The sequence below is a fragment of the Curtobacterium sp. 314Chir4.1 genome (genome assembly GCF_900215175.1).
Classification (GTDB): Bacteria; Actinomycetota; Actinomycetes; order Actinomycetales; family Microbacteriaceae; genus Curtobacterium; species Curtobacterium pusillum_A.
Genome location: NZ_OCMI01000006.1, coordinates 63,331 through 87,940 on the forward strand (window position 1 = coordinate 63,331; position 24,610 = coordinate 87,940).

23 protein-coding genes are annotated in these 24,610 nt (G+C 71.6%); 10 read left to right on the forward strand and 13 right to left on the reverse strand.

The window, feature by feature from the left end:
* Positions 1-27 precede the first annotated feature (27 nt).
* Positions 28-1,176 carry an MFS transporter gene (locus tag CRP27_RS17175; protein ID WP_255257649.1) on the forward strand — a complete coding sequence of 383 codons (1,149 nt, stop codon included), beginning with the start codon at positions 28-30 and terminating at the stop codon, positions 1,174-1,176.
* 104 nt (positions 1,177-1,280) lie between these two features.
* Here CRP27_RS17175 and CRP27_RS17180 read toward each other — a convergent pair whose 3' ends face one another.
* On the reverse strand, positions 1,281-2,438 hold the full coding sequence (locus CRP27_RS17180; protein ID WP_097181831.1) for a Vms1/Ankzf1 family peptidyl-tRNA hydrolase: 1,158 nt from the start codon (positions 2,436-2,438) through the stop codon (positions 1,281-1,283).
* A gap of 193 nt (positions 2,439-2,631) precedes the next feature.
* Between CRP27_RS17180 and CRP27_RS17185 the strand changes: the two genes are divergently transcribed.
* From CRP27_RS17185 to CRP27_RS17200, 4 genes are read left to right on the forward strand one after another with little or no spacing between them, the layout of a single operon-like run.
* Positions 2,632-3,996 (forward strand): extracellular solute-binding protein, encoded by a 1,365-nt coding sequence (locus CRP27_RS17185; RefSeq protein ID WP_097181832.1) that lies wholly within the window; start codon positions 2,632-2,634, stop codon positions 3,994-3,996.
* Entirely contained in the window at positions 3,993-5,081 is a 1,089-nt protein-coding gene (locus CRP27_RS17190) for a carbohydrate ABC transporter permease (RefSeq protein ID WP_097181833.1), read from the forward strand. The genes CRP27_RS17185 and CRP27_RS17190 overlap by 4 nt, the downstream gene beginning before the upstream one ends.
* Complete coding sequence (locus CRP27_RS17195; protein ID WP_079238017.1) at positions 5,078-6,013, forward strand: carbohydrate ABC transporter permease; 936 nt, start codon at positions 5,078-5,080, stop codon at positions 6,011-6,013. Before CRP27_RS17190 ends, CRP27_RS17195 begins: the two co-directional genes overlap by 4 nt.
* Positions 6,010-9,024 carry a glycoside hydrolase family 2 TIM barrel-domain containing protein gene (locus tag CRP27_RS17200; RefSeq protein WP_097181834.1) on the forward strand — a complete coding sequence of 1,005 codons (3,015 nt, stop codon included), beginning with the start codon at positions 6,010-6,012 and terminating at the stop codon, positions 9,022-9,024. Before CRP27_RS17195 ends, CRP27_RS17200 begins: the two co-directional genes overlap by 4 nt.
* A gap of 121 nt (positions 9,025-9,145) precedes the next feature.
* Here CRP27_RS17200 and CRP27_RS17205 read toward each other — a convergent pair whose 3' ends face one another.
* A complete protein-coding gene (locus CRP27_RS17205) occupies positions 9,146-9,577 on the reverse strand; it encodes a DUF3151 domain-containing protein (RefSeq protein WP_097181835.1) in 432 nt (143 codons plus the stop codon).
* A gap of 276 nt (positions 9,578-9,853) precedes the next feature.
* Between CRP27_RS17205 and CRP27_RS17210 the strand changes: the two genes are divergently transcribed.
* Entirely contained in the window at positions 9,854-11,431 is a 1,578-nt protein-coding gene (locus CRP27_RS17210) for an ABC-F family ATP-binding cassette domain-containing protein (protein ID WP_097181836.1), read from the forward strand.
* A 6-nt stretch (positions 11,432-11,437) separates the two neighbouring features.
* On the opposite strand, the gene CRP27_RS17215 is transcribed toward CRP27_RS17210, so the two are convergent.
* The 4 genes from CRP27_RS17215 to CRP27_RS17230 form a co-directional block, all read right to left on the reverse strand.
* Positions 11,438-12,133 carry an SDR family oxidoreductase gene (locus tag CRP27_RS17215; RefSeq protein WP_097181837.1) on the reverse strand — a complete coding sequence of 232 codons (696 nt, stop codon included), beginning with the start codon at positions 12,131-12,133 and terminating at the stop codon, positions 11,438-11,440.
* Between the two features lie 231 nt (positions 12,134-12,364).
* Positions 12,365-12,868, reverse strand: coding sequence for a DedA family protein (locus CRP27_RS17220; protein ID WP_097181838.1), 504 nt, complete (start codon positions 12,866-12,868; stop codon positions 12,365-12,367).
* Positions 12,869-12,905: 37 nt separating this feature from the next.
* Positions 12,906-13,937 (reverse strand): YihY/virulence factor BrkB family protein, encoded by a 1,032-nt coding sequence (locus tag CRP27_RS17225; RefSeq protein WP_097181839.1) that lies wholly within the window; start codon positions 13,935-13,937, stop codon positions 12,906-12,908.
* Positions 13,938-13,941: 4 nt separating this feature from the next.
* A complete protein-coding gene (locus CRP27_RS17230) occupies positions 13,942-14,463 on the reverse strand; it encodes a hypothetical protein (protein ID WP_097181840.1) in 522 nt (173 codons plus the stop codon).
* Between the two features lie 64 nt (positions 14,464-14,527).
* On the opposite strand from CRP27_RS17230, the gene CRP27_RS17235 reads away from it, so the two are divergent.
* On the forward strand, positions 14,528-15,268 hold the full coding sequence (locus CRP27_RS17235) for an MBL fold metallo-hydrolase (RefSeq protein ID WP_097181841.1): 741 nt from the start codon (positions 14,528-14,530) through the stop codon (positions 15,266-15,268).
* Positions 15,269-15,563: 295 nt separating this feature from the next.
* On the opposite strand, the gene CRP27_RS17240 is transcribed toward CRP27_RS17235, so the two are convergent.
* From CRP27_RS17240 to CRP27_RS17270, 7 genes are read right to left on the reverse strand one after another with little or no spacing between them, the layout of a single operon-like run.
* A complete protein-coding gene (locus CRP27_RS17240; RefSeq protein WP_097181842.1) occupies positions 15,564-16,607 on the reverse strand; it encodes a Gfo/Idh/MocA family protein in 1,044 nt (347 codons plus the stop codon).
* A gap of 58 nt (positions 16,608-16,665) precedes the next feature.
* Complete coding sequence (locus tag CRP27_RS17245; protein WP_097181843.1) at positions 16,666-17,592, reverse strand: prenyltransferase; 927 nt, start codon at positions 17,590-17,592, stop codon at positions 16,666-16,668.
* Positions 17,589-18,005 carry a lycopene cyclase domain-containing protein gene (locus CRP27_RS18335; protein ID WP_097181844.1) on the reverse strand — a complete coding sequence of 139 codons (417 nt, stop codon included), beginning with the start codon at positions 18,003-18,005 and terminating at the stop codon, positions 17,589-17,591. The genes CRP27_RS17245 and CRP27_RS18335 overlap by 4 nt, the downstream gene beginning before the upstream one ends.
* The gene (locus tag CRP27_RS17255; protein WP_097181845.1) at positions 18,002-18,343 is read right to left on the reverse strand and encodes a lycopene cyclase domain-containing protein; all 342 of its coding nucleotides are present in this window, start codon (positions 18,341-18,343) and stop codon (positions 18,002-18,004) included. The genes CRP27_RS18335 and CRP27_RS17255 overlap by 4 nt, the downstream gene beginning before the upstream one ends.
* On the reverse strand, positions 18,343-19,971 hold the full coding sequence (gene crtI, locus CRP27_RS17260; protein ID WP_176505666.1) for a phytoene desaturase family protein: 1,629 nt from the start codon (positions 19,969-19,971) through the stop codon (positions 18,343-18,345). Before crtI ends, CRP27_RS17255 begins: the two co-directional genes overlap by 1 nt.
* Complete coding sequence (locus tag CRP27_RS17265; RefSeq protein WP_097181846.1) at positions 19,968-20,885, reverse strand: phytoene/squalene synthase family protein; 918 nt, start codon at positions 20,883-20,885, stop codon at positions 19,968-19,970. Before CRP27_RS17265 ends, crtI begins: the two co-directional genes overlap by 4 nt.
* A complete protein-coding gene (locus CRP27_RS17270; protein WP_097181847.1) occupies positions 20,882-21,940 on the reverse strand; it encodes a polyprenyl synthetase family protein in 1,059 nt (352 codons plus the stop codon). Before CRP27_RS17270 ends, CRP27_RS17265 begins: the two co-directional genes overlap by 4 nt.
* A 21-nt stretch (positions 21,941-21,961) precedes the next feature.
* Here CRP27_RS17270 and idi point away from each other — a divergent pair, with 21 nt between their 5' ends.
* The 3 genes from idi (at position 21,962) to CRP27_RS17285 (ending at position 24,589) form a co-directional block, all read left to right on the forward strand.
* Positions 21,962-22,504 carry an isopentenyl-diphosphate Delta-isomerase gene (idi, locus tag CRP27_RS17275; RefSeq protein ID WP_079238005.1) on the forward strand — a complete coding sequence of 181 codons (543 nt, stop codon included), beginning with the start codon at positions 21,962-21,964 and terminating at the stop codon, positions 22,502-22,504.
* 183 nt (positions 22,505-22,687) lie between these two features.
* A complete protein-coding gene (locus tag CRP27_RS17280) occupies positions 22,688-23,290 on the forward strand; it encodes a glycerol-3-phosphate responsive antiterminator (protein ID WP_097181942.1) in 603 nt (200 codons plus the stop codon).
* A gap of 249 nt (positions 23,291-23,539) precedes the next feature.
* Entirely contained in the window at positions 23,540-24,589 is a 1,050-nt protein-coding gene (locus CRP27_RS17285) for a magnesium and cobalt transport protein CorA (protein WP_097181848.1), read from the forward strand.
* Positions 24,590-24,610: the final 21 nt, after the last annotated feature.

The window sequence follows — 24,610 nt, forward strand, 5'->3', positions numbered from 1 at the left end:
GTGACAACCACCTCCCGCGCCTGGACGATGCTCGCCCTCGGCGTCGCCGCCCAGGCCGCCGGCACCCTCGTGGTGTCCGCCCCGGCGCTGCTCATCCCGTACCTGCACGCCCAGGGCGCGTCGCTCACCCAGGCGGGACTGCTCGCCGCGGCACCGACCTTCGGCATGGTCCTCACGCTCATCGCCTGGGGAGCCGTCACGGACCGCTTCGGCGAGCGCGTCGTCATCGCGGGCGGTCTGGTGCTCACCACCCTGGCGGTCGTCGGGGCCTGGGCCGCGGCGGGGAACCCGGTGCTGCTCGGGCTGGCGTTCCTCGCGGGTGGCATGACGAGCGCCTCGACGAACGCCGCCAGCGGTCGGGTCGTGGTGGGCTGGTTCCCGAAGGAGCGGCGGGGCCTCGCGATGGGCATCCGGCAGATGTCGCAGCCGCTCGGGGTGACGCTCGCGGCGGTCACGGTGCCGCAGCTCGCCGAGGCGGCCGGCATCCGCTCGGCCCTGGTGCTGCCGATCGTCCTGTGCGCCGTGCTCGCCGTGCTGTGCGCGATCGGCATCGCGAACCCGCCCCGGCCGGCCCGTGCGGACGCCCCGGTGGAGCACGTGGCGAACCCGTACCGGGCGAACGGGTTCCTCTGGCGGATCCACGCGGTGTCGATCCTGCTGGTGGTGCCGCAGTTCACGCTGTCGACGTACGGCCTGGTGTGGCTCGTCGGCCTCGGCTGGTCGACCCCTGCGGCGGGGCTGCTCGTCGGGGCGTCGCAGTTCGTCGGCGCGATCGGCCGGATCCTCGTCGGCGCCTGGAGCGACCGCGCCGGGTCACGGGTCGGGCCGCTCCGCATCGTCGCGGTGAGTGCCGCCGTCGTGATGGGACTGCTGGCGCTGGTCGACACGACGCACCTCGCCGCCGCAGCGGTGTTCCTCGTCGTCGCGACGAGCGTCACGGTGGCCGACAACGGTCTCACGTACACGTCGGTGGCCGAGGCGGCGGGGCCGTTCTGGTCCGGCCGGGCCCTCGGCGCGCAGAACACCGGGCAGTTCATCGCGGCGAGCGCCGTCGGTCCCGGGGTCGGCGCGCTCGTGGGGGCGCTCGGGTTCGCGGCGTCGTTCTCGATCGTCGGGGTCCTGCCGTTGCTGGCGCTCCCCCTGGTCCCCCGCCGCGATCGGACGCTGCACGACTGAAACGTCCCAGAACGCCCGCGATGGAACGCGGAAACGGGCGTACCTGGTCGAAAGGATCGACCAGGTACGCCCGTTTCGACCAGGTACGCCCGAGCAGCCCAGGCTCAGGCGGGCACGGCGGGACCCACGGGCCAGCGCAGGAGCGCGGCCGCAGCCACTCCGCCGGGCAAGGACGCGGCGTTCACGAGCTGGAGCTCGGCGTCCGTGAGCACCGCGGCACGCACGAGCGCGCACACGGCGGGGACCGGTCCGATCACGGGCGTCCCCGCCGCCTGCTCCGGCGCGGTCGCCACCCACGGAGCCCCGGCGAGTGCGAGGAGCGTCCGGTCCCCGATCGCCACGGCGTCGAGCGCGACGACCGCTCCCTGCGCCTGCTGCAGCGCGGCGACGACGGAGCCGAGGCCGGTCACCGCGAGGTTGTCGCCCCGGCCGACGTGGGTGCGGAGCAGGTCCTCGAGGTCGTGCCGACGGGTGGCGACGACACGGGCGAGCGCGGTCTCGACGTGTTCGACGAACGCCTGCTTCGACGAGGCGTCCGATCGCGGGTCCCCGGGGAACACGGAGGTCAGGGCATGGCTCTCGCTCGACAGCGCCTTCACGAGCAGCTCGCGTGCGGTGACGTCACCGGCGACGACGACGAGCCCGGGCCGCATCGTGCGGACGGCCTCGTCCACGGCGGCGGCGGTCTCCGACGAGTTCTGCTTCCAGATCTCCTCGGTGTGCTGCTGCCAGTGCGGCTGCTTCCAGCCGGTCCCGGCCTTCGCGTAGTGCAGGGTGTCGTTGCGCCCCTGGACCTGCTGCTCGTCGAGCGCGACGGGCGCGTGCCCGAGCCGGTACGCGCGGAAGGCACCGCCCTCCTTGCCTGCGTGCACGACCAGGAACGGCAGGTCGACCGGGCGGTGGGCGACGAGCGGCACGAGGTCCGGCACGGCACCGACGCCGACGGACTCCACGCCGTGCAGGTGGCCGGGCAGCACCTCGCTCAGGACGACGGCGCCGTCGTGGACGAGCACGTAGCGGGTGACGGGCGAGGGGACCCCTGGCTCCTGTTCGAACTCGCCGGCGATGACGTCGACGACCTCGTCCGATGCGCCCTGCGCGCGCAGTGCCTCCTCGACCCCGCGGAGCTTGAGCGCCGCCTGTCGTCGTGGGTCCTCGACGTTGCCGGAGACGTCGGCGTAGGCCCACGCCCACGTGCCACCGCCCTCCAGCCGCTCTCCCAGGATCCCGTGCAGTTCGCTCGTCGCGTTGGTCGACGTCATGGCAGCTCCTCTCGGACGGTCGCCGAGGCTGTCACGGACCCCGACGTTTCGTGTTGGCCCACACTCCACCCACGCAGGGCACGGTGTTCCACGTCCGGAGGGAACGTCCAGAGTCTGCGCGAAAGTACAGCCGCGCTCGGTTTTGTGGTTGGCTGGACGCCATCCCGCTCGACGACGAACCGGAGTCCAGGCAATGACGCCACAACCGAACCGACGCCCCGTATCGAGACGACAGCTGTTGGGCTTCGGCCTCGGCACGGCTGCCGCCGGACTCCTCGCCGGGTGTGCAGTGCCCGGCTCGACGAACGTCAACAAGGCCGCGCTCGTGCCCGCAGCCGCGAGCGGCCAGAAGGTCGAACTGACCTACTGGGCCTGGCTGAAGGACCTGCAGAAGGTCTGCGACGTGTGGAACGAGACGCACCCGGACATCCAGGTGAACGCGAACTGGATCCCCGGCGGCAACAGCGGCGGCTACCAGAAGATGTACTCGGCGCTGGCCGCCGGCGGTGGCCCGGACATCGGGCAGGTCGAGCTCCGGCAGATCCCGGAGTTCATGCTCGCCAACGGCCTGGTCGACCTCGCCCGCTACGGCGCGAAGGACCACGAGGCGAAGTACGACGACGCCGCTTGGGCCCAGGTCTCGTTCGTGGACGGCATCTACGGCATCCCCCAGGACACCGGCCCCATGGGCTTCTACTACCAGACCGCGCTGCTCGAGCAGGCCGGCGGTGAACCCCCGACGACGTGGGACGAGTGGCGCGACCTCGCCGAGAAGGTCCGGAAGACGGGTGCGCAGAACTACCTCGAGGTCTTCCCGGTCTCCGACGCCTCGCCCTTCGCCGCGTACGCGCAGCAGGCCGGCGCCCGTTGGTTCAAGGTCGACGGTGACGAGTGGGTCGTCGACATGACCGACGACAAGACCCTCATGGTCGCGGAGTTCTTCGACGGCGTCATCGACGACAAGCTCGTCGACACGAGCGCCGGCGCGTACTCCCCCGGCTGGTACGCCGCGGCGGCGAGCGGCAAGATCGCGGCCGTCACGAGCGCGAGCTGGGGTGACGCCCTCATCGAGTCCGTGCAGGGCGGCGAGGGCAAGTGGAAGGTCGCGCCGATGCAGAAGTGGGGCGACACCGGCTTCGGCTCGAGCGCGATCGGCGGTTCGACGGCAGCGGTGCTCGCCAACTCGAAGCACCCGAAGGAGGCGCTCGAGTTCATCACCTGGATGACCACCTCGAAGGAGGGCATCGACGCGATGATCAAGCACTGCGGCATCGGGTGGTCCCCCGCGAAGGACTACATCGGGGCGCAGCGCGAGCAGCCGAGCAAGTGGTTCTCCGGGCAGAACTACAACGAGGACGTCTTCGTCCCCGCCGCCAAGGAGCAGAACGTCGACTGGTCGTGGTCCCCGGTCACGCAGTCGGCCTTCACGAGCCTGCAGAACCAGTTCCGCCGCAAGCTCACCAGCGGCCTGAAGCTCACCGACGCGGTCGAGCTCGCCCAGAAGGAGATCGTCCAGTCCTTCAAGGACAAGGGCCTCAGCGTGAGGACGGCACGATGACCACGACACAGCCGAAGAACGGCTTCCGCACGAGCACGAAGGCCACGGTCGCCCAGAAGCGCGCCCCGTGGATCCTGCTCGCACCCTTCCTCGCCCTGTTCGTGCTGACGTTCATCATCCCGATCATCAGCGCGCTGTTCCAGAGCTTCACCACGGTGGACCGGCAGGGGCTCTTCGGCGAGGACGGCGTCACCGGCCGGTTCGCCGGGTTCGACAACTACGTCACGGCGTTGAACGACGCCGGCTTCGTCGCCTCGATCGGCCGCATGCTGCTGTTCGGCATCGTGCAGGTCCCCGTGATGATCATCGCCTGCACGATCCTCGCGCTGCTGCTCGAGTCGGCGAGCGCCCGCTGGCCCGGGTTCTTCCGCGCGATCTACTTCATGCCGTACGGCGTCCCCGGCGTCATCGCGACGATCCTCTGGTCGTTCCTGTACGTGCCCGGCCTGTCCCCGATCGTGTCCCTGCTGCAGTCCGTCGGGCTCCAGCCGGACTTCCTCGGCGCGAACAGCGTGCTCTGGTCGATCGCGAACATCGTCACGTGGACGTACACCGGCTACAACATGCTCATCATCGTGGCGCAGCTGAAGTCCATCCCCGGCGAGGTCTACGAGGCCGCCAAGGTCGACGGCGCGAACGCGTTCCAGGTCGCGTGGCGGATCCAGATCCCGCTCATCGCCCCGGCCCTCGTCCTCACGACGGTGTTCTCGATCATCGGCACGCTGCAGCTCTTCGCCGAGCCGCAGATCCTGTCCACGGTCGCCCCGGCGATCGACACCGAGTACACGCCGAACTACGCCGCCTACACGAACGCGTTCGCGTTCAACGAGTACGGCGTCGCGAGTGCGCAGGCGGTCATCATCGCGCTGGCCGCGTTCATCCTGTCGTTCGCGTTCCTCGCGCTGACGAACCGTCCGCCGAAGGACGAACGGGATCGCCGCAAGCGGGCGAAGCGGGACGGCCTGGAGGCGCAGCGCGCGCTCGAGACGCGCGCATCCGCCCGACAGGTGGTCACCACCCAAGCCGCACCGAGCCTCCAGGGCGGGTCCGGTCTGCAGAACGGAACGAAGGGGGCGGACGCATGACCAGCGAAGCCATCGAAGCGCCGGCCACCCGCGTCAACGCGGAACGGCTCGACACCACGTCGATCTCGGCGCACCAGCGCCGCAAGCTCGACCGCTCCGGGAAGTCCCAGATCGTCGTGACGGGCATCCTCGTCATCGTCGCGATCTACTTCCTCGTCCCGTTGTACTGGGTGATCATCGCCGCGACGAAGACCACCGGGGCGCTGTTCGCCACGAACGGGTTCTGGTTCGGCGGCGACTTCGCGCTGTTCAGCAACCTCCAGCAGGTGTTCACGTACGACGGCGGCATCTTCGTCCGGTGGATCGCGAACAGCATCCTGTACTCGGGCGTCGGCGCCGTGCTGGCGACGTACTTCGCGGCCGCGGGTGGCTACGCGCTCGCGAAGTACGAGTTCCGGGGTCGGCAGCTCGTGTTCGGGACGATCCTCGGCGGCGTGCTCGTGCCGGGGACCGCGACGGCCCTGCCGCTGTTCCTGCTGTTCTCGACGCTCGGGCTCACCGACACGTACTGGAGCGTGCTCATCCCGAGCCTCGTCTCCCCGTTCGGCCTGTTCCTCTGCCGCGTGTACGCCGCGGCGTCGGTGGACACCGCACTCCTCGAGCAGGCCCGCATCGACGGTGCCGGCGAGCTCCGGATCTTCCACACCATCGTGCTCCGCCAGATGACCCCGGCGCTCGTCACCGTGTTCCTGTTCCAGGTCGTCGGCATCTGGAACAACTTCTTCCTGCCGCTCATCATGCTGGCCGACCAGAAGCTGTACCCGATCACACTGGGACTCAACAACTGGCGATCGCAGGTCGACCGGCTGCCGGAGTTCTACCAGCTCACCACCGGCGGGGTGCTCGTCTCGGTGATCCCGCTCGTCATCGCCATCATCGTCCTGCAGCGCTTCTGGCGCGGGGGCCTCACGGAAGGATCGGTCAAGGGTTGACCATCGCCGCACTCTCCTCCACGTCCCCGGGTTCCGACGCCCGACTGTCCCCACGAGCCTGGTTGCACACCGACGCCCCGTCCCTGTCACTGAACGGGGAGTGGGACTTCCGGTGGTCGCCGGTGGCGGACGTTCCGGAACCCGGGCCGGAGGACGAGTGGGGCACCCTCCCGGTGCCGGCGCACTGGGTACTGCACGGCCACGGCGCACCGAGCTACACGAACCTCCAGTACCCGTTCCCGATCGATCCGCCGCACCCGCCGGAGGAGAACCCGACCGGGGACTACCGGCGCACGTTCTCCTTGCCGACGTCCTTCGACGCGGCTGCCCGGGTGCTGCTGCGATTCGACGGCGTGGAGTCGCACTTCCGGGTGTGGGTGAACGGCTCGCTGGTGGGGTGGAGCACGGGATCGCGGCTCGCGACGGAGTTCGACGTGACGGACGTGCTGCGGTCGGGGTCGAACGAGGTGCGGGTCCGAGTGCACCAGTGGTCTGCGGCCTCGTACCTGGAGGACCAGGACCAGTGGTGGCTGCCCGGCATCTTCCGCGACGTCACGCTGCTCGCCCGGCCCACCGCCCCGGTCGACGACGTGTTCGTGCGCGCCGGCTGGACCGCTGCGCTGGGGAGCGCCGCGACCGCCGGGACCGCTGCGTCCGGCCGGCCGTCGACCGGCACCGGGACGATCACGTTCCCGACGCTCGACGCCGTGTTCCCGGTGCGCTTCGCCGTGCCGTCGCTCGGCGTCGACGTGGTGTGGGCGGGTCCGGACGACGTCGCCCCGATCGAGGTCGAGGGCGTCGAACCGTGGAGCGCCGAGCTCCCGAAGCTGTACGACGCGACGGTGTCCACGGGGACCGCAGCCGGTGGGAGCGCGGGCGGCGAGACCGTCTCGTTGCGGCTCGGCTTCCGGACCGTGACGATCGAGGGCGACCGGTTCCTCGTCAACGGCGAGCGCGTGGTCTTCCACGGGGTGAACCGTCACGAGACCCACCCGGAGCGCGGTCGGGTGTTCGACGAAGCCCACGCCCGGGCCGACATGGCCCTCATGAAGCGCAACAACGTCAACGCCATCCGGACCTCGCACTACCCGCCGCACCCGCGCGTGCTCGACCTCGCGGACGAGCTGGGGTTCTGGGTGATCCTGGAGTGCGACCTCGAGACGCACGGGTTCGTCTTCACCGACTGGGTCGGCAACCCCTCGGACGACCCCGACTGGCGCGACGCCTACCTCGACCGGATCGCGCGGACGGTCGAGCGGGACAAGAACCACGCCTCGATCGTGATGTGGTCCCTCGGCAACGAGTCGGGCACGGGCCGGAACCTCGCGGCGATGGCGCAGTGGGTGCACGACCGCGACGCCGAGCGTCCCGTCCACTACGAGGGCGACTACACGGGCGAGTACACCGACGTGTACTCGCGGATGTACCCGACGCTGCAGGAGACCGAGTCGATCGGCGGCGGTCCGGCCACACCCCTGCTCGGCTGCGGTCCGGCGGAGGCCGCTCGCCAGCGGTCGAAGCCGTTCATCCACTGCGAGTACGTGCACGCGATGGGCAACGGCCCCGGGCAGATCGCCGAGTACGAGGCCCTGGTCGACAGGTACCCGCGCCTGCACGGCGGGTTCGTCTGGGAGTGGCGGGACCACGGACTGCTCGCCCACACGGCCGACGGCACGCCGTACTACGCGTACGGCGGTGACTTCCACGAGGTGGTCCACGACGGCAACTTCGTGATGGACGGCCTCGTCCTGCCCGACGACTCCCCCACCCCGGGCCTCGCCGAGTTCGCGGCCGTGGTCGCCCCGATCCGGTTCGCCGTCTCGGACCGCACGGTGCTCATCGAGAACCGCTTCCACTCCGCGTCGACCGCCGGGCTCCGGTTCCACTGGACGCTCGCACGGAACGGCGTCGTCGAGCACGAGGGCCGATTCGCTCCCGGTGTCGTCGCCGCGCGTGGGTCGGCGACCGTGCCGGTGCCGGACGAGGTGCTCGAGGCCACGACCGCGACGCTCGCCCCCGGCGACGAGCTGTGGTTCGACGTCACGGCCGAACTTGCCGGGCCGACCTCGTGGGCGGACACCGGCCACGTCCTGGCACGCACCCAGACGCTCGTCGCATCACGCGTGGCGGACGCACCACGGGCCTCCAGTCAGGGGTGGGACGGCGACCGACTCGGCGACGGGACGTTCTCGGCCCGCGGTGACCTGGTGTCCTGGAAGGGGCACGAGGTGGCCGGGCCGCGGCTCGAGCTGTGGCGCGCACCGACCGACAACGACAGTCTCGCGTCGCAGGGTGGCTACGAGACGGCCGACCCGGTGCTGACCCACGGCGTCGGCGACCCGTCCGCTCCCGCGTCGGCGACACGCTGGCGGGAGCGCGGCCTCGACCGGCTGACGCACCGACTCGTGTCGGTGTCCCGGACCGACCACGGCCTGGAGCAGCGCGTCCGCGTCGCGGCGGCGAACAGCGGGTGGGGCGTCGACGTCACGCACCGCTGGACCCTGACGGACGCCGGGCTGCAGCTGCAGACCGACGCGGTGCCGTTCGGCGCCTGGGACGTCACGTGGCCCCGCATCGGTGTGCGGTTCGACCTGCCGGCGTCCTTCGCCGACGGTGACGCGTCGTGGTTCGGGACGGGGCCGCTGGAGTCCTACGCGGACTCGTCGCACGCTGCCCGGGTCGGACGCTTCACGGCTCCGGTGCGGTCGCTCGGGGTCGAGTACTCGGTGCCGCAGGAGACCGGACACCGCCCGGACGTGCGGGAGTTGTCGGTGGGCGACCTGACCGTGTCGACCGTGGGGTCGCACCGTGCGGGCTTCACGCTCTCGCCGTGGACCGCGCAGCAGATCGGCCGCGCGATGCACCCGTACGAGCTGCCCGTGTCGGAGCACCTGTACCTGTACCTCGACGCTGCGCAGCACGGGCTCGGCTCGCGTGCGTGCGGCCTCGACGTGCTGCCGGAGCACCAGCTCTGGCCGCAGGCGTTCTCGTGGAGCGTGGTGCTCGCGTAGGCGGCGGCGCGCCGCCGCGGCGGCGCGCCGGCGCGGACGCCGGCCTCGCACAACCAAAGTCGCCCCGAACCGCGCATCTGCGTGGTTCGGGGCGACTTTGGTTGTGCGCCAGCAGCTCGCGCTACTCAGCGGACTCCGCCGACAGCGCGGGCAGCGCCTCGGGGTCGGACGCGTTCAGGAACTCCGTCAGGCGCTCGGGCTCGCCCGGCTCCTCGATCGCCGACGCCGCGCGGCGCAGGGCGAACAGGGCCCGCAGCACGCCACGGTTCGGCTCGTGCGACCACGGCACCGGCCCGGCCCCGCGCCACCCCGCCTTGCGGAGCGCGTCGAGGCCGCGGTGGTACCCCACCCGGGCGTACGCGTAGGACTCGAGGGTGGCCCCGCGCGCCCAGGCCTCGTCGGCGAGGAGCGCCCACGCCAGGCTCGACGACGGGTGCGACACCACGACGCTCGCGACCGGGGTGTCGGCGGCGAGCGCGGCGGTCACCTCCGGCTCGGCGGGGAGCAGCGTCTCGGGGTTCGCGGTCGGGTTCGGCAGCAGGTTCTCCGGCATGCCCCCAGCCTGTCACCTCTTGCGTGTCCGCGGGACGCGGGCGTAGCGTGGTGCCACCTCGTCGTCATCACGAGGCTCCCGGGGCGGGACGACCGACCGGCAGCACGGATGGCGGACACGGGGGTCCCCCGACGGAAGAGACGCCTTGCTGGCCATCACCGGTTCTGCTCAGCCCACGCGCTGACACCGTGATGACGCGCCCCGTCGGGCGCACCACCGCCTCGGCGGTGGGTCCGGTGTCGAGCGCCCAGCTTCGACAACCGGGGAGGCACCGCCATGCCCATCAGTCCGTCCGTCGTCCTGAACGACGTCAGTTTCACCTGGCCCGACGGCACCGTCGCGCTCAGTCACCTCACCACCGCCTTCGGCCGTGGCCGCACCGGCCTGGTCGGGAGGAACGGGGCCGGGAAGTCCACGCTCGTCCGGCTGGTCACCGGTCGGCTCCACCCCACGTCGGGCACCGTCACGACGTCGGGTCCCGTCGACCACCTGCCGCAGCGCCTGCAGACGGGTGACGACGCCGCGGTCGCCGACCTGCTCGGCATCCGACCGACGCTCACCGCGCTGCGGGCGATCCTCGGCGGGGACGCCTCGCCGGAGCACTTCGACGCGGTCGGTGACGCGTGGGACCTCGAGGAGCGGGCAGCCGCGGCGCTCGACGCCATCGGCTTGTCCGGCACCACGGCCGATCTCGAGCGCCCGGCGAGCACCCTCTCCGGCGGGCAGGCCGTGCTCGTCGCGGTCGCGGGCATCCGCCTGCGCGGTCGACCGATCGCGTTCCTCGACGAGCCGACGAACAACCTCGACCGCCGCGCCCGCGGGGTGCTGCTCGACATGGTCGACGACTGGCACGGCACCCTCGTGGTCGTCAGCCACGACCGGGAGCTCCTCGAGCACGTCGACGAGACCTGCGAGCTCCGGGCCGGGAGCATGACGGTGTTCGGTGGGACCTTCAGCGCCTTCGAGGAGCACCTCGCCGTGCAGCAGGCCGCCGTCGAACGCGAGGTCCGGGTCGCCGAGCAGCGGCACCGCACCGAGAAGCGGCAGCGGATCGAGGCGGAGACGAAGATCGCGCGCCGGGCTCGCTCTGGCGTCAAGGCGGCAGAGGGCATGCCGAAGATCTTCGCGAACGAGATGCGGAAGCGTGGGGAGCAGACCGCCGGGCGGCTCCGTACCGGGTACGCCGACGACGAGGCCGCAGCGCTCGACGCCAAGCGGGAGGCACAACTCCGGCTCCGCACCGACGAGTCGATCCACGTGACGCTGCCGGACCCGGACGTCCCGGCCGCCCGGCAGATCGCGACGATCACGGTCCGGGGCCGCGAGACGATCGTGCAGGGGCCGGAGCGGATCGCCATCTCCGGGGACAACGGCGTCGGCAAGACCACGTTGCTCGAACAGCTCGTCGGTGTGCCCGACGCCCGCGAGCACCCGCTGCCGGACACCCGTGCCGTCCCGCACGTCGACCGGATCGCGTACCTGCCGCAGCGGAAGGACACCCTCGACGACACCGCCACGGTGCTCGACAACGTCCGACGGGACGCACCCCACGTCCCGCCGGCCGAGGTCCGCAACCGACTCGCGCGGTTCCTGGTGCGCGGGGACACGGTCGACCGCCCGGCCGGAGCGCTGTCCGGCGGGGAGCGGTTCCGGGTGGCGCTGGCGAGCCTGGTGCTCGCGGACCCGCCGCCGCAGCTCCTGGTGCTCGACGAGCCGACGAACGACCTCGACCTGACGAGTGTCGACCAGCTCGTGGACGCGCTCCGCGCCTACCGCGGGGCCCTCGTCGTGGTGAGCCACGACGAGGCGTTCCTCGAGCGCCTCGACCTCACGACGAGGATCGAGCTGTCGTAGGAGGACTCAGCGTCGCCGCGTCGGCCGGATCGCCAACGACTCGATCGTGCCCCGCTCGGGCAGGTCGACGACGGTCCGGACGGCGTCCGCCACGTCCGAGGGGGCGAGGTAGTAGTCCGTGTTGTAGTCCTCGCCGAGCTTCTCGGTCAGGGCGCGCTGCATGTCCGAGTCCGTCCGTCCCGGGTGCACGCTCGACACCCGCACGCCGTTCGCCCGTTCCTCTTCGCGCAGGGCGTCCGCGAAGGCACGGAGCGCGAACTTCGACGCCGCGTACACGCCACCGCCGGGGCCGGAGTGGAACCCCGACCCGCTGTTGATCGGCACGACGATCCCCCGCGCTGCCCGGAGCGCGGGGAGCGCCACCCGGGTGAGTTCGGCGACCGCGAAGAGGTTCGTGGCGAACACCTGCTCCCACACGTCGCGCGGGGTGTCCGCGACCGTGGTGCCCTGCTCGACGCCCGCGGAGTGCACGAGCACGTCGAGCCGGTCCGGCAGCGCCGGCAGGTCCCCCGCGCCGAGGTCCCCGACGAAGGGCGCCGCACTCGGCAGCTCGGCGACGACCGCGGCGACGGCGTCCGCGCTGCGGCCGCCGACGAGCACGTGGTGCGTCCGTCCCAGGTCGAGCGCGATGGCCCGGCCGATCCCACGGGTCGCGCCCGTGACGAGAGCGGTCGGACGGGCTGGAGGCGCGGTGTCGGTCATGCGCACCAGCCTACGGAGGCGGCGGGGCGGGGCTGCACCGCGCCTCCAGGCCCTGTCTCGCTGGTTCCTGACGCCGTGCGCCGCGCGACACGACGCATCCACACCGAGACACCGCCCGATCCGGCGGCGTCTCGCGCCCGACGCGGCGTCTCGCGCCCGAGGCGGCGCCTCGCGCCCGACGCGGCGTCTCGCGCCCGACGCGGCGTCTCGCGCCCGGCGCGGCGCCTCGTCTCAGCGAGACGAGACGCCGCCTCCGGCGCCGGCGCGTGCACGACCGGCCCGCCGGCGCACCGACCAGACCACGGCCCCGGCGGCGAGGAGCAGCGCGACGAGCGCGACCACGCCCCACGGCGACCCCGCGACGGTGGCGACGACGGCCCAGAACAGGGCGATCCCCACGGTCGCGTACACGAACGCCCACGCCACGCACCCCGGCACCATCGCGATCGTGTACCGCCACCACGGCACCCGGGCGACCCCGGCAGCCGCGTTCATGATCGTCTGCAGTCCCACGGTCAGGAAGCTCACCGTGACGACCGGCAGCCCCCAGCGGTCGAGCAGCGCCGAGCCGCGGCGGACGGCAGCCGAGTCGAGCCAGCGGCCCCACCGCGACCGTGAGGCCCCGGCGACCGCACCGCGCGCCAGCCAGTAGGTGGCCTGCGCACGGCAGAACACCACGGCGAAGAGCGCGAGGACGAGCCACCAGAACGGGAGCCCCTCGAGGAAGGACGGCACGGGCCGAACCGTAGCGGCGCCGGCCGGGAACCAGCCGTCAGCGGCGGTCGGCGCCCTCGCGGATCTTGATGCCGTCGAGGACGTCCTGCGCCCGCTTCTCGTCCTGCTTCTCGATCTGTCGGGTGTCGCGTTCGGGGAGCTGGATGTCCTCCTCGGCGCGGATCCCCGCCTGCAGCTGGCGGCCGCGTTCGAGCTCGGCGTCGAACTCCGCGCCGAACAGCAGCGCGTTGTTCGTGATCCAGATCCACAGCAGGAAGACGATCACCCCACCGAGGGAGCCGTACGTTGCGTTGTAGTTCGAGAAGTTCCCGACGTAGAACCCGAACCCGACGCTGGCGACGATGAAGATCAGGATCGCCAGGATCGAGCCGCCGCTCACCCACCGGAAGTTCGGCTGCTGCACGTTGGGCGCCCAGTAGTACAGGACGGCGACGACGATGATCGCGATCACGAGCAGGATCGGCCACTGCACGATGCTCAGCACCGTGACCGCGACGTCGCCGAGGCCGATCACGTCACCGAAGCTGCGGGCGAGCGGGCCGGACACGAGGACGAGCAGGCCGACCACGAGCAGGATCACCGTGAAGAGCGTCACGCCGAGCATGGTCGGGCGGAGCTTCCAGATCGGTCGACCCTCGCGGACGTTGTAGATCCGGTTCATCGCCCGGCCGAAGGCACCGACGTACCCGGAGGCCGACCACACCGCACCGACGACACCGACGATGAACGTGACCGGCGCGGCGGGCGACCGGACGAGCCCCTCGATCGGACCCTCCAACAGCTTGACGACTTCCTGCGAGCCGATGTTGCCGATGATGTCGAGCAGCGTCTTGATCGTGTTGTCCGCCTGGCCGACGAGGCCCAGGATCGACACCACGGCCAGCAGCCCGGGGAAGAGCGCGAGGACGGAGTAGTACGTCAGGCTCGCGGCGAGGTCGGTGCACTGGTCGCTGGAGAACTCGCGGAGGGTCTTCTTCAGCGTGTAGACGACAGTCGGCTTCGTCAGGTCGGCCGGGCTGTCCGGCTTCCGGGAGTCGTCGGGGGCGGGCTTGCCGTGGTCGGATGCCATCGTCTCAGCCCTTCGCCGCGGCCTTCACGGCCTGCTTCGACCGCTTCACCGCAGCCTTGCGGTTCTTGTCGGCACGGCGCTGCACGGCTGCGATGCCGGCGCGCTGCTTCACCCGTGCCTTGTGCACCGGGTCGCGCTCGAGTGCTTCCTCGGCCGCCTTCGCCCGCGCCTTCCGGCCCTTCCGGCCGGGCTGCGCCTGCTCCTTGGCGGAGGGTCCGTCGCCGCGTGCCCCGAACGGCAGCAGCGCCGTGAACGCCGAGGTCACCGGCGGCTCGGCCAGGTGCCCGGCGGGCTTGTTGCGGATCGCGATGCCGACGACGATCGCCGCGACACCGGCCGCAGCGGTCACGCCCATCGCCACGAGCGGAGTGGGGTCGCGGTGCCAGCGCTGCTTGGTCTTCGCGATCGCCAGACGGGTGCGCGCGGGGATGTCCGCACGACGACGGATCTCGGTCACGGTGTCCGTGATGCCCTCTCGCGTGCGGACGTTCGCGAGTTCGAGCTCGGGGAGACTGTCCTTGGCCATTCCCCATTTCGTACACGGCTCAGCCGGGATCGGTGTCCAGGTCGACGCGCATACCGTGCGCGTCATGCTGTTCCGAGACATCGCCGAGGGCATCCACCGGCTGGAGATCGCACACACGAACACGTACCTCGTCGAGACCGGCGACCAGCTGGTGGTGGTCGACGCAGGCCTGCCCGCCGCCTGGCCGCACCTGCTGCTCGCCGTGCACGATCTCGGGTACTCGCCGGCGCGCGTGGAGGGCCTCCTGCTGACCCACGGGCACTTCGACCACGTCGGCACCGCGGCACGGATGCACCGGGAGTGGGGCACGTCCGTGTACGTCCACCCCGGCGACCGACATCTGGCTGCGCACCCCTACTCCTACCGGCCGCAGACGAACCGGTTCGGGTTCGTGGCCGTGCACCCGGGCGGCCTCGCTCCTCTCGGGCGGATGCTCCTCGCGGGAGCGGCGACGGTGACGGGCATCGTGGACACCCGCCTGCTGGAGTCCCGCGCTGACGTGCCCGGGTCGCCGTGGATCATCGAGACGCCTGGGCACACCGACGGGCACGTCGCGCTGCACTTCGCGGATCGGGACGCCGTGATCGTGGGCGACGCGCTCGTGACGTTCGACCCGTACACCGGCGGCATCGGGCCCCGTGTGGTGGCACCGGCTGCGACGGCGGACGTGGACACGGCGGTGGCGTCGCTGTCCCGGCTCGAGGACACCGAGGCTCGGCACGTCCTGCCCGGGCACGGGCCCGCGTGGTCGCTCGGGGTGCGCGGGGCGGTCGCGCAGGCGCGGCGCGCCGCGGGCGCCGCGTAGCGCGCGGGCGCGTGCCGGCGCGGGCGACTCTGCCGCGAAAGCGACTCGTTGCCGCGAACGTTCCGCGCGGTTCTGTCGCTTTCGCGGGTCCGGAACCGGGGCGGTGTCGGACGGGAGGCACGGGGCGGCCCGGCACCGCGCCTCCAGTCCGTTGCCCGGTCGTTCCCACGACGCACGCGATGGCAAGCGAGAGCGGGCGTACCTGGTCGGATAAACCGACCAGGTACGCCCGTTTCCGCTCAGTACGCCCTGCGCCACGCCGCCGGGCGCCGCAGGCGGCGCCGCACGCCGCGCGTCAGGACGGGACGACGACGTCCTCCGGACGGCCGGAGGCCGCCGAGCGGCCCGCCGCCTCCATGAGCGCGAGGCTCCGCAGGTTGTCGCGGCCGCTCGTCGCCGGCGCGGGACCGCCCGCCACCGAGTGCGCGAACGCCTGCAGCCCGCCCTGCCGGTCGGTGTGCGGCATCGTCGGCAGCTCGACGACCTCGGCCTCGTCGTCCTGGGTGCGGCGCACGGTGACGCGGTCACCGTCGACGGCGTTCGGCGACCCGTCGCGGCTCGTGAACCACAGCTCGCCGTCCTCGCCCTGGATGCTCCACTCCCCGGCCCAGGCGGTCCGGGGGCCGCGGGAGAGCCAGCTGCCGCGGTAGCTGACCACGAGTCCGTCCTCGAGCTCGATGATCATCGACGCGACGGCCTCGTCCTGGTACTTGCTGTACGACGGGTACGACGCCTTCGCGAAGACGCGAACGGCCTCCTGTCCGGTGACCATCCGGATGAGGTCGAAGTGGTGGATGGCCATGTCGTTGATCATGGCGTGGGGGAACCGGTAGTGCGGGTGCTCCTCGAACGCGAGGTCGTTGTCCCACTGCCGGAAGTCGATGTTGATCGCCGACAGCTCGCCGAGCGTGCCCGCCGCCAGCAGCTCCTGCGCGACCCGGGGTGCCGGGTACCAGCGGTAGTTCTGGCTGACCTGCAGCACGAGCCCGAGTTCCTCCGCACGGCGCACGGCGGTGACGGCCTCGTCGGTGGTGTTGGCGAACGGCTTCTCGACGAGGACGTGCTTGCCGGCCTCGAGCGCTTCGAGCGCGAGCGGGACGTGCGTCACGGCGGGCGCGGTGATGACGACGGCGTCGGCCTCGACCCCGGCGAGCGCCTCGGTGAGGGACGCGAACGCCGCCGACTCCGGCAGGCCGAGGTCCGTGCGCACGGCGTCCAGCGTCGCGGGGACCGGGTCGACGATCCCGACCACCTCCACTTCGGTGACCTCCGGGATCGCGGTGCGGGCCCAGTTGCCGCCCCACCCTCCGAGACCGACGTGGATGATCCGGACCGTCATGCGTGCACTCCCTCGTGGCTGGCGCGCCACGACAGCCGCGGCGCATGCGTCCAGTCTGTCAGTGCGTGAACGCGTACGCGATGAGTGCCATCGTGACGATGAACCCGGCGAGGTAGTTGATCCAGAGGAACCGCTTCCAGCCGGCGTTGGCCGACTCGGCGCCGTCGTCGGTGACGTTCCACCACGGCAGCACGTTCAGGGCGTACGGCACGACGACGACCGCGGCGATCGGTCCGGGGAACGCCGAGAACAGGAGCGCGACACCGGCGACCAGGTACGCCACGAACGCCAGGCGGACGGTGGCCCTGGCCCCGATGACGGTCGCCACGGAGCCGATCCCGCCTGCACGGTCGGCCAGGACGTCCTGCACGGCACCGAACGCGTGCGAGGCCACACCCCACAGGAAGAACGCCACGCACACGGCGACGAGCTGCCCGGTCCAGTGTGGCCCGGCCAGCGCCAGACCGTAGATCGCCGGCGACACGAAGTGCGTCGACGAGGTCAGGGAGTCGAGGAACGGCTTCTCCTTGAAGCGCAGCCCCGGCGCCGAGTACGCGATGACCGCGAACACGCTGATCGCGAGGACCAGCCAGGACCACGGCCCGTTCCCGGACACCGCCCCGAGCACGACGAGCGCGACGAGGAACGGCACGTTCGTGACGACGACGGCCCAGAGGGTCGTGCGGTGCACGCTCTTGTCGAGCAGGGCACCCTCGACCCCGCCCTTCCGCGGGTTCCGCAGGTCGGACTCGTAGTCGAAGACGTCGTTGATGCCGTACATCGCCAGGTTGTAGGGCACGAGGAAGTACACGACGCCGACGAGGAACGCCACGAGCGAGAACCCGCCGCCGCCCTCGACTCCGACGCCGCTGCCGAGCAGGTACGCGGCGCCGAACGGGTACGCGGTGTTCACCCAGCTGATCGGTCGGGACGACACGAACAGGGCGCGCAGGGTCGACGGCCTGGAGGCAGTGCTCGCGTTCACGGGGTCTCCTCCGGTGGTGCGGTGGTCGGGTCGGGCGCGGGGCGCGCGCCGGTGCGGTCCCGCGCACCGGTCCGGTCGAACAGGACCCACAGGCTGGGCAGCAGCACGATCGCGGCGATCGAGTACGCCAGGTCCTCGACGGGGATCGCCCCGATCTTCGCACCGCTGATGAGCGCCGGGTCGTAGGCGACGATCCGCAGCGTCACGATGACGTTGTCGAACACGATCGTCATGACGAGCAGGGCGGTGCCGGCGACGAGCGCGGTCACGAGCGCGATCCGTCGGCCCGTCGGCGCGCGGCGGCCCCGAGCACGCGCGCGTCGTGCGGCGACGATCCCGGCGGCGACCGCGACCACGGCCACCGCGGCGAAGAACGGCACGGCGAGCAGGGCGTACGCGCCCGACCCGGTCACGGCCGCCTCCGCTCGGACCGGCGCAGCCCACGTGCGACCAGGGGCTGCACGAAGCCGACCAGGTTCATGGTGGTGTAGCAGAGCAGCAGCAGGAAGAAGAGTTCCTCGAGCGGGACGTCCGGCGCGAGGAGCACCCCGGTCAGCAGGTCCTGCGGCCCGATGAAGAAGATGCCGAGGGCGACACCGAGGGCGTCCCAGAACAGGAAGAACGCCACGCCGACGACCATCACGGCCGCCGCACGCCACGGCGCCCGCCAGAAGAACAGCCGGAACCGGGCGTCGAGTACGGTCATGCCGACGAGCGACACGACCAGCCCGGCGAGGTACAGCCCGGGCATCAGACGCCGTCGACCGACGCGGACCCGAGCGGCGTCGGCAGCGGTTCGGTCGTGGTGTCCCCGTGGATGCGCTTGAGGAGGACCTCGGCGCTGATCAGGCACATCGGCAACCCGATGCCGGGGATCGTCGAGGCCCCCGCGTAGTACAGCCCCTCGACCTTGCGGGAGGCGTTCTTCTCGCGGAAGAACGCACTCTGCTTGAGGGTGTGCGCCGGGCCGAGCATCGACCCGTTCCAGGCGTTGTAGTCGTCGGCGAAGTCGCGCGGGCCGATCGTCCGGCGGACCCGGATGCGCTCCCGCAGGTCTGGTACGCCGGCACGCTCCGCGACGATGTCGATGGCGCGGTCGGCGATCCGTTCGACCTCGTAGTCTCCGGCGCCGTCGATCCCGCCCTTGCCGATGGACAGGTCGGCCGGCAGGGGCACGAGGACGAACAGGTTGCTCGATCCGGGCGGCGCGACCGACGCGTCGGTCTCCGAGGGTGCGCAGACGTAGATCGACGCTGGGTCCGGGACGTGCCGGTCGTGGCCGAAGATCGCGCCGAAGTTCGCCTTCCAGTCCTCGGTGAACACGAGCGTGTGGTGCAGGAGTCCGGGCACCGGGCCGTCGACCCCGAGGTACACGAGCACGGCGCTCGGCCCCGGGTCACGCTTCGCCCAGTGCGCGGCCGGGTAGGTTCGGTGCTCCTTGTCGAGCAGCTGCAGCTCGGTGTGCCGGAGGTCGGCGGCGCTCACGACGAGGTCGGCCGGTGCGGTGTGCTGCACGCCCCGCCGGTCCCGGTGCACGACGCCGGTGACGTGGCCGTCCTCGACGACGATCCGCTCGACCTTCGCCCCGGCGATGATCTTCGCGCCCTCGCGACGGCCGACGCGCTCGACCGCGGTGATGACCTCGGTGATGCCGCCCTTCGGGTAGAGCACCCCGTCGGCCAGGTCGAGGTGGCTCATCAGGTGGTACATGCTCGGCGCCGCGTACGGGCTGGTGCCGAGGAACACCGCCGGGTAGCCGAGGACCTGCCAGAGCCGGCGGTCCTTCACGGCGGACTCGGCGAACGTGGACAGCGGCTCGATGAGCAGGCGTGCGAGCTTCGGCAGCCGACGCAGGACGTCGGGGGCGGCGAGCCCGCGGAGGTCCTGGAACGTCGTGTACAGGAACCGGCGGATCGCCATGGCGTAGGTGTCCTCGGCGGAGGCCAGGTACTTCCGGATCCGCTTGCCGGCACCGGGTTCGATCGACTCGAACAGGGCGATGTTCGCCTCGCGGTCGGCGCGGAGGTCGATCGGCTCGTCGTGGCCCTCGCTGTAGACGCGGTAGCCGGGGTCGAGCTTCTCGAGGTCGAGTTCGGCGTCCGCCGAGGTGCCGAGCAACTGGAAGAAGTGGTCGAACACCTCGGGCATGAGGTACCAGGACGGCCCGGTGTCGAACCGGAAGCCGTCCTGCTCCCACGATCCGGCCCGGCCGCCGAGCTGCTTGCGCTGCTCGAGGACGGTCACCGAGAAGCCGTCCCGCGCGAGCAGGGCGGCGGACGCGAGTCCGCTGATGCCACCGCCGATGACGACGGCGCGACGGGCGGGCACCTTGCGCTTGGACGTGGGGGCCTTCTTCCTGGAGGCGCGGGGCGGGGTCATGCCGTGCCTCCAGTCCGGTGGTGGGTCGCGTGCGACCGCAGCGGCGCACGTCCGGCGAGCACCTGCGCGGCCAGGCGCGCCTTCACCGGGTTCGGGACGCGCACGCGCGTCGTGATGAGGCGGTGCGCCGGCGTGACCGCGATGCGGTCGTTGAGCTCCTGGAAGAGCGCGTGCGCGAGGCCGACCGCGTTCCTCGCGTCGGCGGGCAGCAGCCGGACGGTCGTGGCGGCGCGGTCGAGGTCCGCCTGGACGTCGGCGACGAGCCGGTCCTTCGTCGCCTCGTCGAACGTGCGGAGGTCCACACCAGGGAAGTACGAGCGGCCGAGGACCTCGAAGTCGGCGTGCAGGTCGCGGAGGAAGTTCACCTTCTGGAACGCGGCACCGAGCGCGCGGGCACCGTCGACGAGCACGGCGTCGTCGAAGGTCGGCCGACCGGCGCGGTACACGAAGGCGCGCAGGCACATCAGGCCGACGACCTCGGCGGAGCCGTACACGTAGCGGTCGAAGGACTCCTGGTCGTGCTCGGTCCGGTCGAGGTCCATCCGCATCGAGGCGAAGAACGGCCGCGTGAGTTCGGGACCGAAGCCCGTGACGCGGGCGGTGCGGGCGAACGCGTGCACCACCGGGTTCACCGAGAAGCCGAGGGCGATGGCACGCTCGGTGTCCGACTCGAGCTCGTCGAGGACGGTGCGGGCGAGCTCGTGGTCCAGTCCGGCCTCGGTCGCGGGGCCGTCGACGACCTCGTCGGCCACCCGGACGAGGGCGTAGACGTTGCGGATGTGCTCACGGGTGTGCTTCGTGAGCAGCCGGCTCGCGAGCCCGAAGGACGTCGAGTAGCGCTCGATGACGACCCCCGATGCGGCCTCGGCCGTGGCGTCGTACAGGGGCAGACGCGACGGTGCGGTCTGGTTCACCGGGCGCGTTCCACGAGTTCGGTCACGAGGCCCTCCAGGCGGTCGGCGAGGTCGTACGGCAGTCCGGCGAGCTCGGCACGGGCGAGTGCTGCGTGGTCGGCGATCCGCGACTCGGCGGCGGCGCGGGCACCACAGGTGACCAGGTTCGCACGGAGTTCGGCCGCGCGCTCCTCGGTGAGGTCCGGGTCGCCGAGGTAGGGCGCGATGTCGGGCCAGCAGTCGGTGGTCGCCGCGTGGGCGATGAGCATGGTGCGCTTGCCCTCTCGCAGGTCCCCGAGCACGGTCTTGCCGGTCGTGCCCTCGTCCCCGAACACCCCGAGCAGGTCGTCCACGATCTGGTAGGCGATGCCGATCTCCCGCCCGAAGGCACCGAGGGCGGCGACGACGGACTCGTCGGCACCGGCGAGCACGGCTCCGGACTGCAGCGGCGCCTCGAACGAGTACACGCTCGTCTTCGCCCGCTCCATCTGGAGGACCTCGTCGACGGTCGGCATCACCCCGAGCGCGAGGTCGACGTCGGTCATCTCCCCGGCGGCGCTGGCGAACACGGCCTCGTCGAGGAGTTCGAGCAGCCGGGCGCGTCGCTCCCCCGTGACCCCGGAGGACTCGATGAACCGCGGTGCCGCGGCGAGGGCGAGGTCCCCGGCGATCACCGCGGCGCTCATCCCCCGGTGCTCGGCGGTGGGCAGCGGCAGACCACCGGTCGTCCCGGTGTCGCGGAAGGACCCGGCGACGTTCGGCTGCCCACGGCGGGACCAGTCGCGATCGATGACGTCGTCGTGCACGACCAGCGCGGTGTGCAGGAGTTCGTAGGCGGCGGCGACGTTCGCGGCGGCGTGCACGTCCTCCCCGCCGAGGCCGGCGTAGGCGGTGAGGACCATGCGCGGACGGAAGCGCTTCCCGCCCATGCTCGCCTTGCGGAGCACCCGCCAGAGTTCCTCGGAAGGACGTCCGTAGCGCTCGGCACGCGCCGACGACACGACGAAGAAGCGCTCGAGGCAGTCGTCGACGAGCGCGAGGTCGATGTGCGCCACGGTGGCCGCTTCCTCGCTCATTGGCCTAACCTATCGATGCAGATGAGCGCATTCCCGGAAACCGTGGTGCTTCTGGCCGACGACCGTACCCCGATCGGCACAGCGGACAAGTTCACGGTGCACACAGACCACACGCCCCTCCACCTGGCCTTCTCGTGCCACGTGCGGAACACCGACGGCGACGTCCTGGTGACCCGTCGTGCGCTCTCGAAGAAGACGTGGCCGGGGGTGTGGACGAACACCTTCTGCGGCCACCCCGGCCCGGACGAGACCTTCGAGGACGCCATCGCCCGCCGGGCGTCGCGCGAGCTCGGCATCACCGTCCGTGACGTCGAACTCGTCCTGCCCGACTTCCGGTACCGCGCGGTGGACGCCTCTGGAATCGTCGAGAACGAGGTCTGCCCGGTGTACCGCGCGGTCACCGACGACGTCCCCGCCCCCGCGGACGACGAGGTCGCCGAGTACGCCTGGGTCTCCGAGGACGCCCTGCGGGAGTCCGTCGCCGGGGCGCCGTTCGCGTGGAGCCCGTGGCTCGGGTGGCAGCTCGCCGAGCTGACCTCGGCCGGCCTGCACATCACGCGCTGACCGCCGCCGTCGCGCTGTCCCGCTGTCGCGCTCTCCCGAGTCTCGGGCCGAGCGACACTTCTCGTGCCCGCGGGCACGAGAACGGTCGCCCACGCCGAGACTCGGGCGTGCGCGGCCGAGACTCGGTACGATCGGCTGCCGCTGGGCAGCCCGTCCCCAGACGCGTCGTCGACAATGGTCGGCATGACCACGACGGAACGCGCGGTCGCACCGCGCGCTGGAGCCGAGGCCGTACTCGACGCGCTGCGGGACGACCCGGTGATCGCGAGCATCAAGGACGCGTCCGCGTTGGACGAGGTCCTGGCATCGGACCGAGGGGTCGTGTTCGTGCTCTTCGGCAGCGTGCTCGACATCGCGGACATCGTCGACCGGGCGAAGGACGCCGGCAAGACCGTACTGGTGGACGTCGACCTGCTCGACGGGCTCGCCGCGCGGGACGTCGTCGTGACCTGGCTCGCCGAGCACACCCGCGCCGACGGGGTGCTCTCCACGAAGTCGAACCTCGTCCGGGCCGCCAAGCGCGCGGGGCTCGTCGCCGTGCAGCGCTTCTTCCTCGTCGACTCGTTCTCGTACCACCAGCTCCCCCGCGTGGTCGAGCAGGCCGGTCCGGACGCCATCGAGATCCTGCCCGGCTGCATGCCCCGCGTGATCACCTGGCTGCGGGACGACACCTCGGTGCCGATCATCGCCGGTGGCCTGGTGTGCGACAAGGCCGACGTCATGGCCGCCCTCGGTGCCGGGGCCGTCGCGGTCGCGTCGTCGAACCACGACGTCTGGGGCATGTGAACGCCCTCTCACTTGGCGCCCGCGCGGCGGCGGAGTATGGTCGGACGTCGGCCACGGGTGTGGCCACGAGGCTGCGGACCGCGGCCACGACGGACCAGAAGGGCAGGTGAGGCGCGATGTCGGGTGACCATCCTCGATCGGGCCGGCCGCCCCTGACGGTCGTCGCCGTGCCCGTTCGCTGAGCCACGCCTGCCCCCGGGACCACTCCGGGGTGACTTCGCGCCTGCCTGCTCCCGAGAGGAGCACAGCATGGCACTGATCGACAACGCGGTCTACGTCGAGGGACGTCGCGTCGAGTCACCGTCGACCCTGTCGCTCGCCACGCGGGGCGACCTGGCGTGGATCGGGCTGCTCCGGCCCGACGACGCCGAGCTCGAGGCGGTCGCGACCGAGTTCGACCTGCACGAGAACGCGGTGGAGGACGCCCGCAAGGGACACCAGCGCGCGAAGCTCGAGCGGTACGGCGACACCCTCTTCCTGGTGCTGCGACCCGCGTGGTTCGACGCCCGCGCCGAGACCGTCGAGTTCGGTGAGGTGCACCTGTTCGTCGGCGACCGCTTCGTGGTGAGCGTCCGGCACGCCGAGCGACCCGACCTGGCGGCGCTCCGTGCCCGGGTCGAGGGGGATCCGGAGTTCCTCGCGCGGGGCTCCGAGGCCGTCACGGCCGCCGTGCTCGACGAGGTCGTCGACGGCTACGCCCCGGTCGTCGAGATCCTGCAGGACCACATCGACGCCATCGAGGACCAGCTGTTCGCCGGCCAGGTCGACCCCGGCGTCTCGAAGCGCATCTACCAGCTCCTCAGCGAGGTCCTGGCGTTCCAGCGCGCCACGAAGCCGGTGCCCGCGATGGTGAAGGGGCTGCTCCGCGGCGCCGACAAGTACGGCGTCGACGACGAGGTCCAGCACCGTCTGCGGAACGTGCTCGACCACGCGCTGCGCGTCACCGAACGGGTGGACTCGTTCCGCGCCCTGCTCGAGAACGCCCTGACCCTGCACGCGACCCTCGTGTCGCAGGAACAGAACGAGGCGATGCGCCGCATGACGAGCGCCAGCCTGGCGCAGGGCGAGGAGAGCCGACAGCTCGCACGCGCCGCGCACCGGCAGGGCGAGGAGGTGAAGAAGATCTCCTCGTGGGCGGCGATCCTCTTCGCGCCTGGACTCATCGCGGGGGTCTACGGGATGAACTTCGACCACATGCCCGAGCTGCACTGGCGCTACGGCTACCCGGTCGCGATCCTCGGGATGCTCGCCCTCATGGGCGTGCTCTGGGCCATCTTCCGCAAGCGCAACTGGCTGTAGGACCTCAGGGCCTCGGCGGCC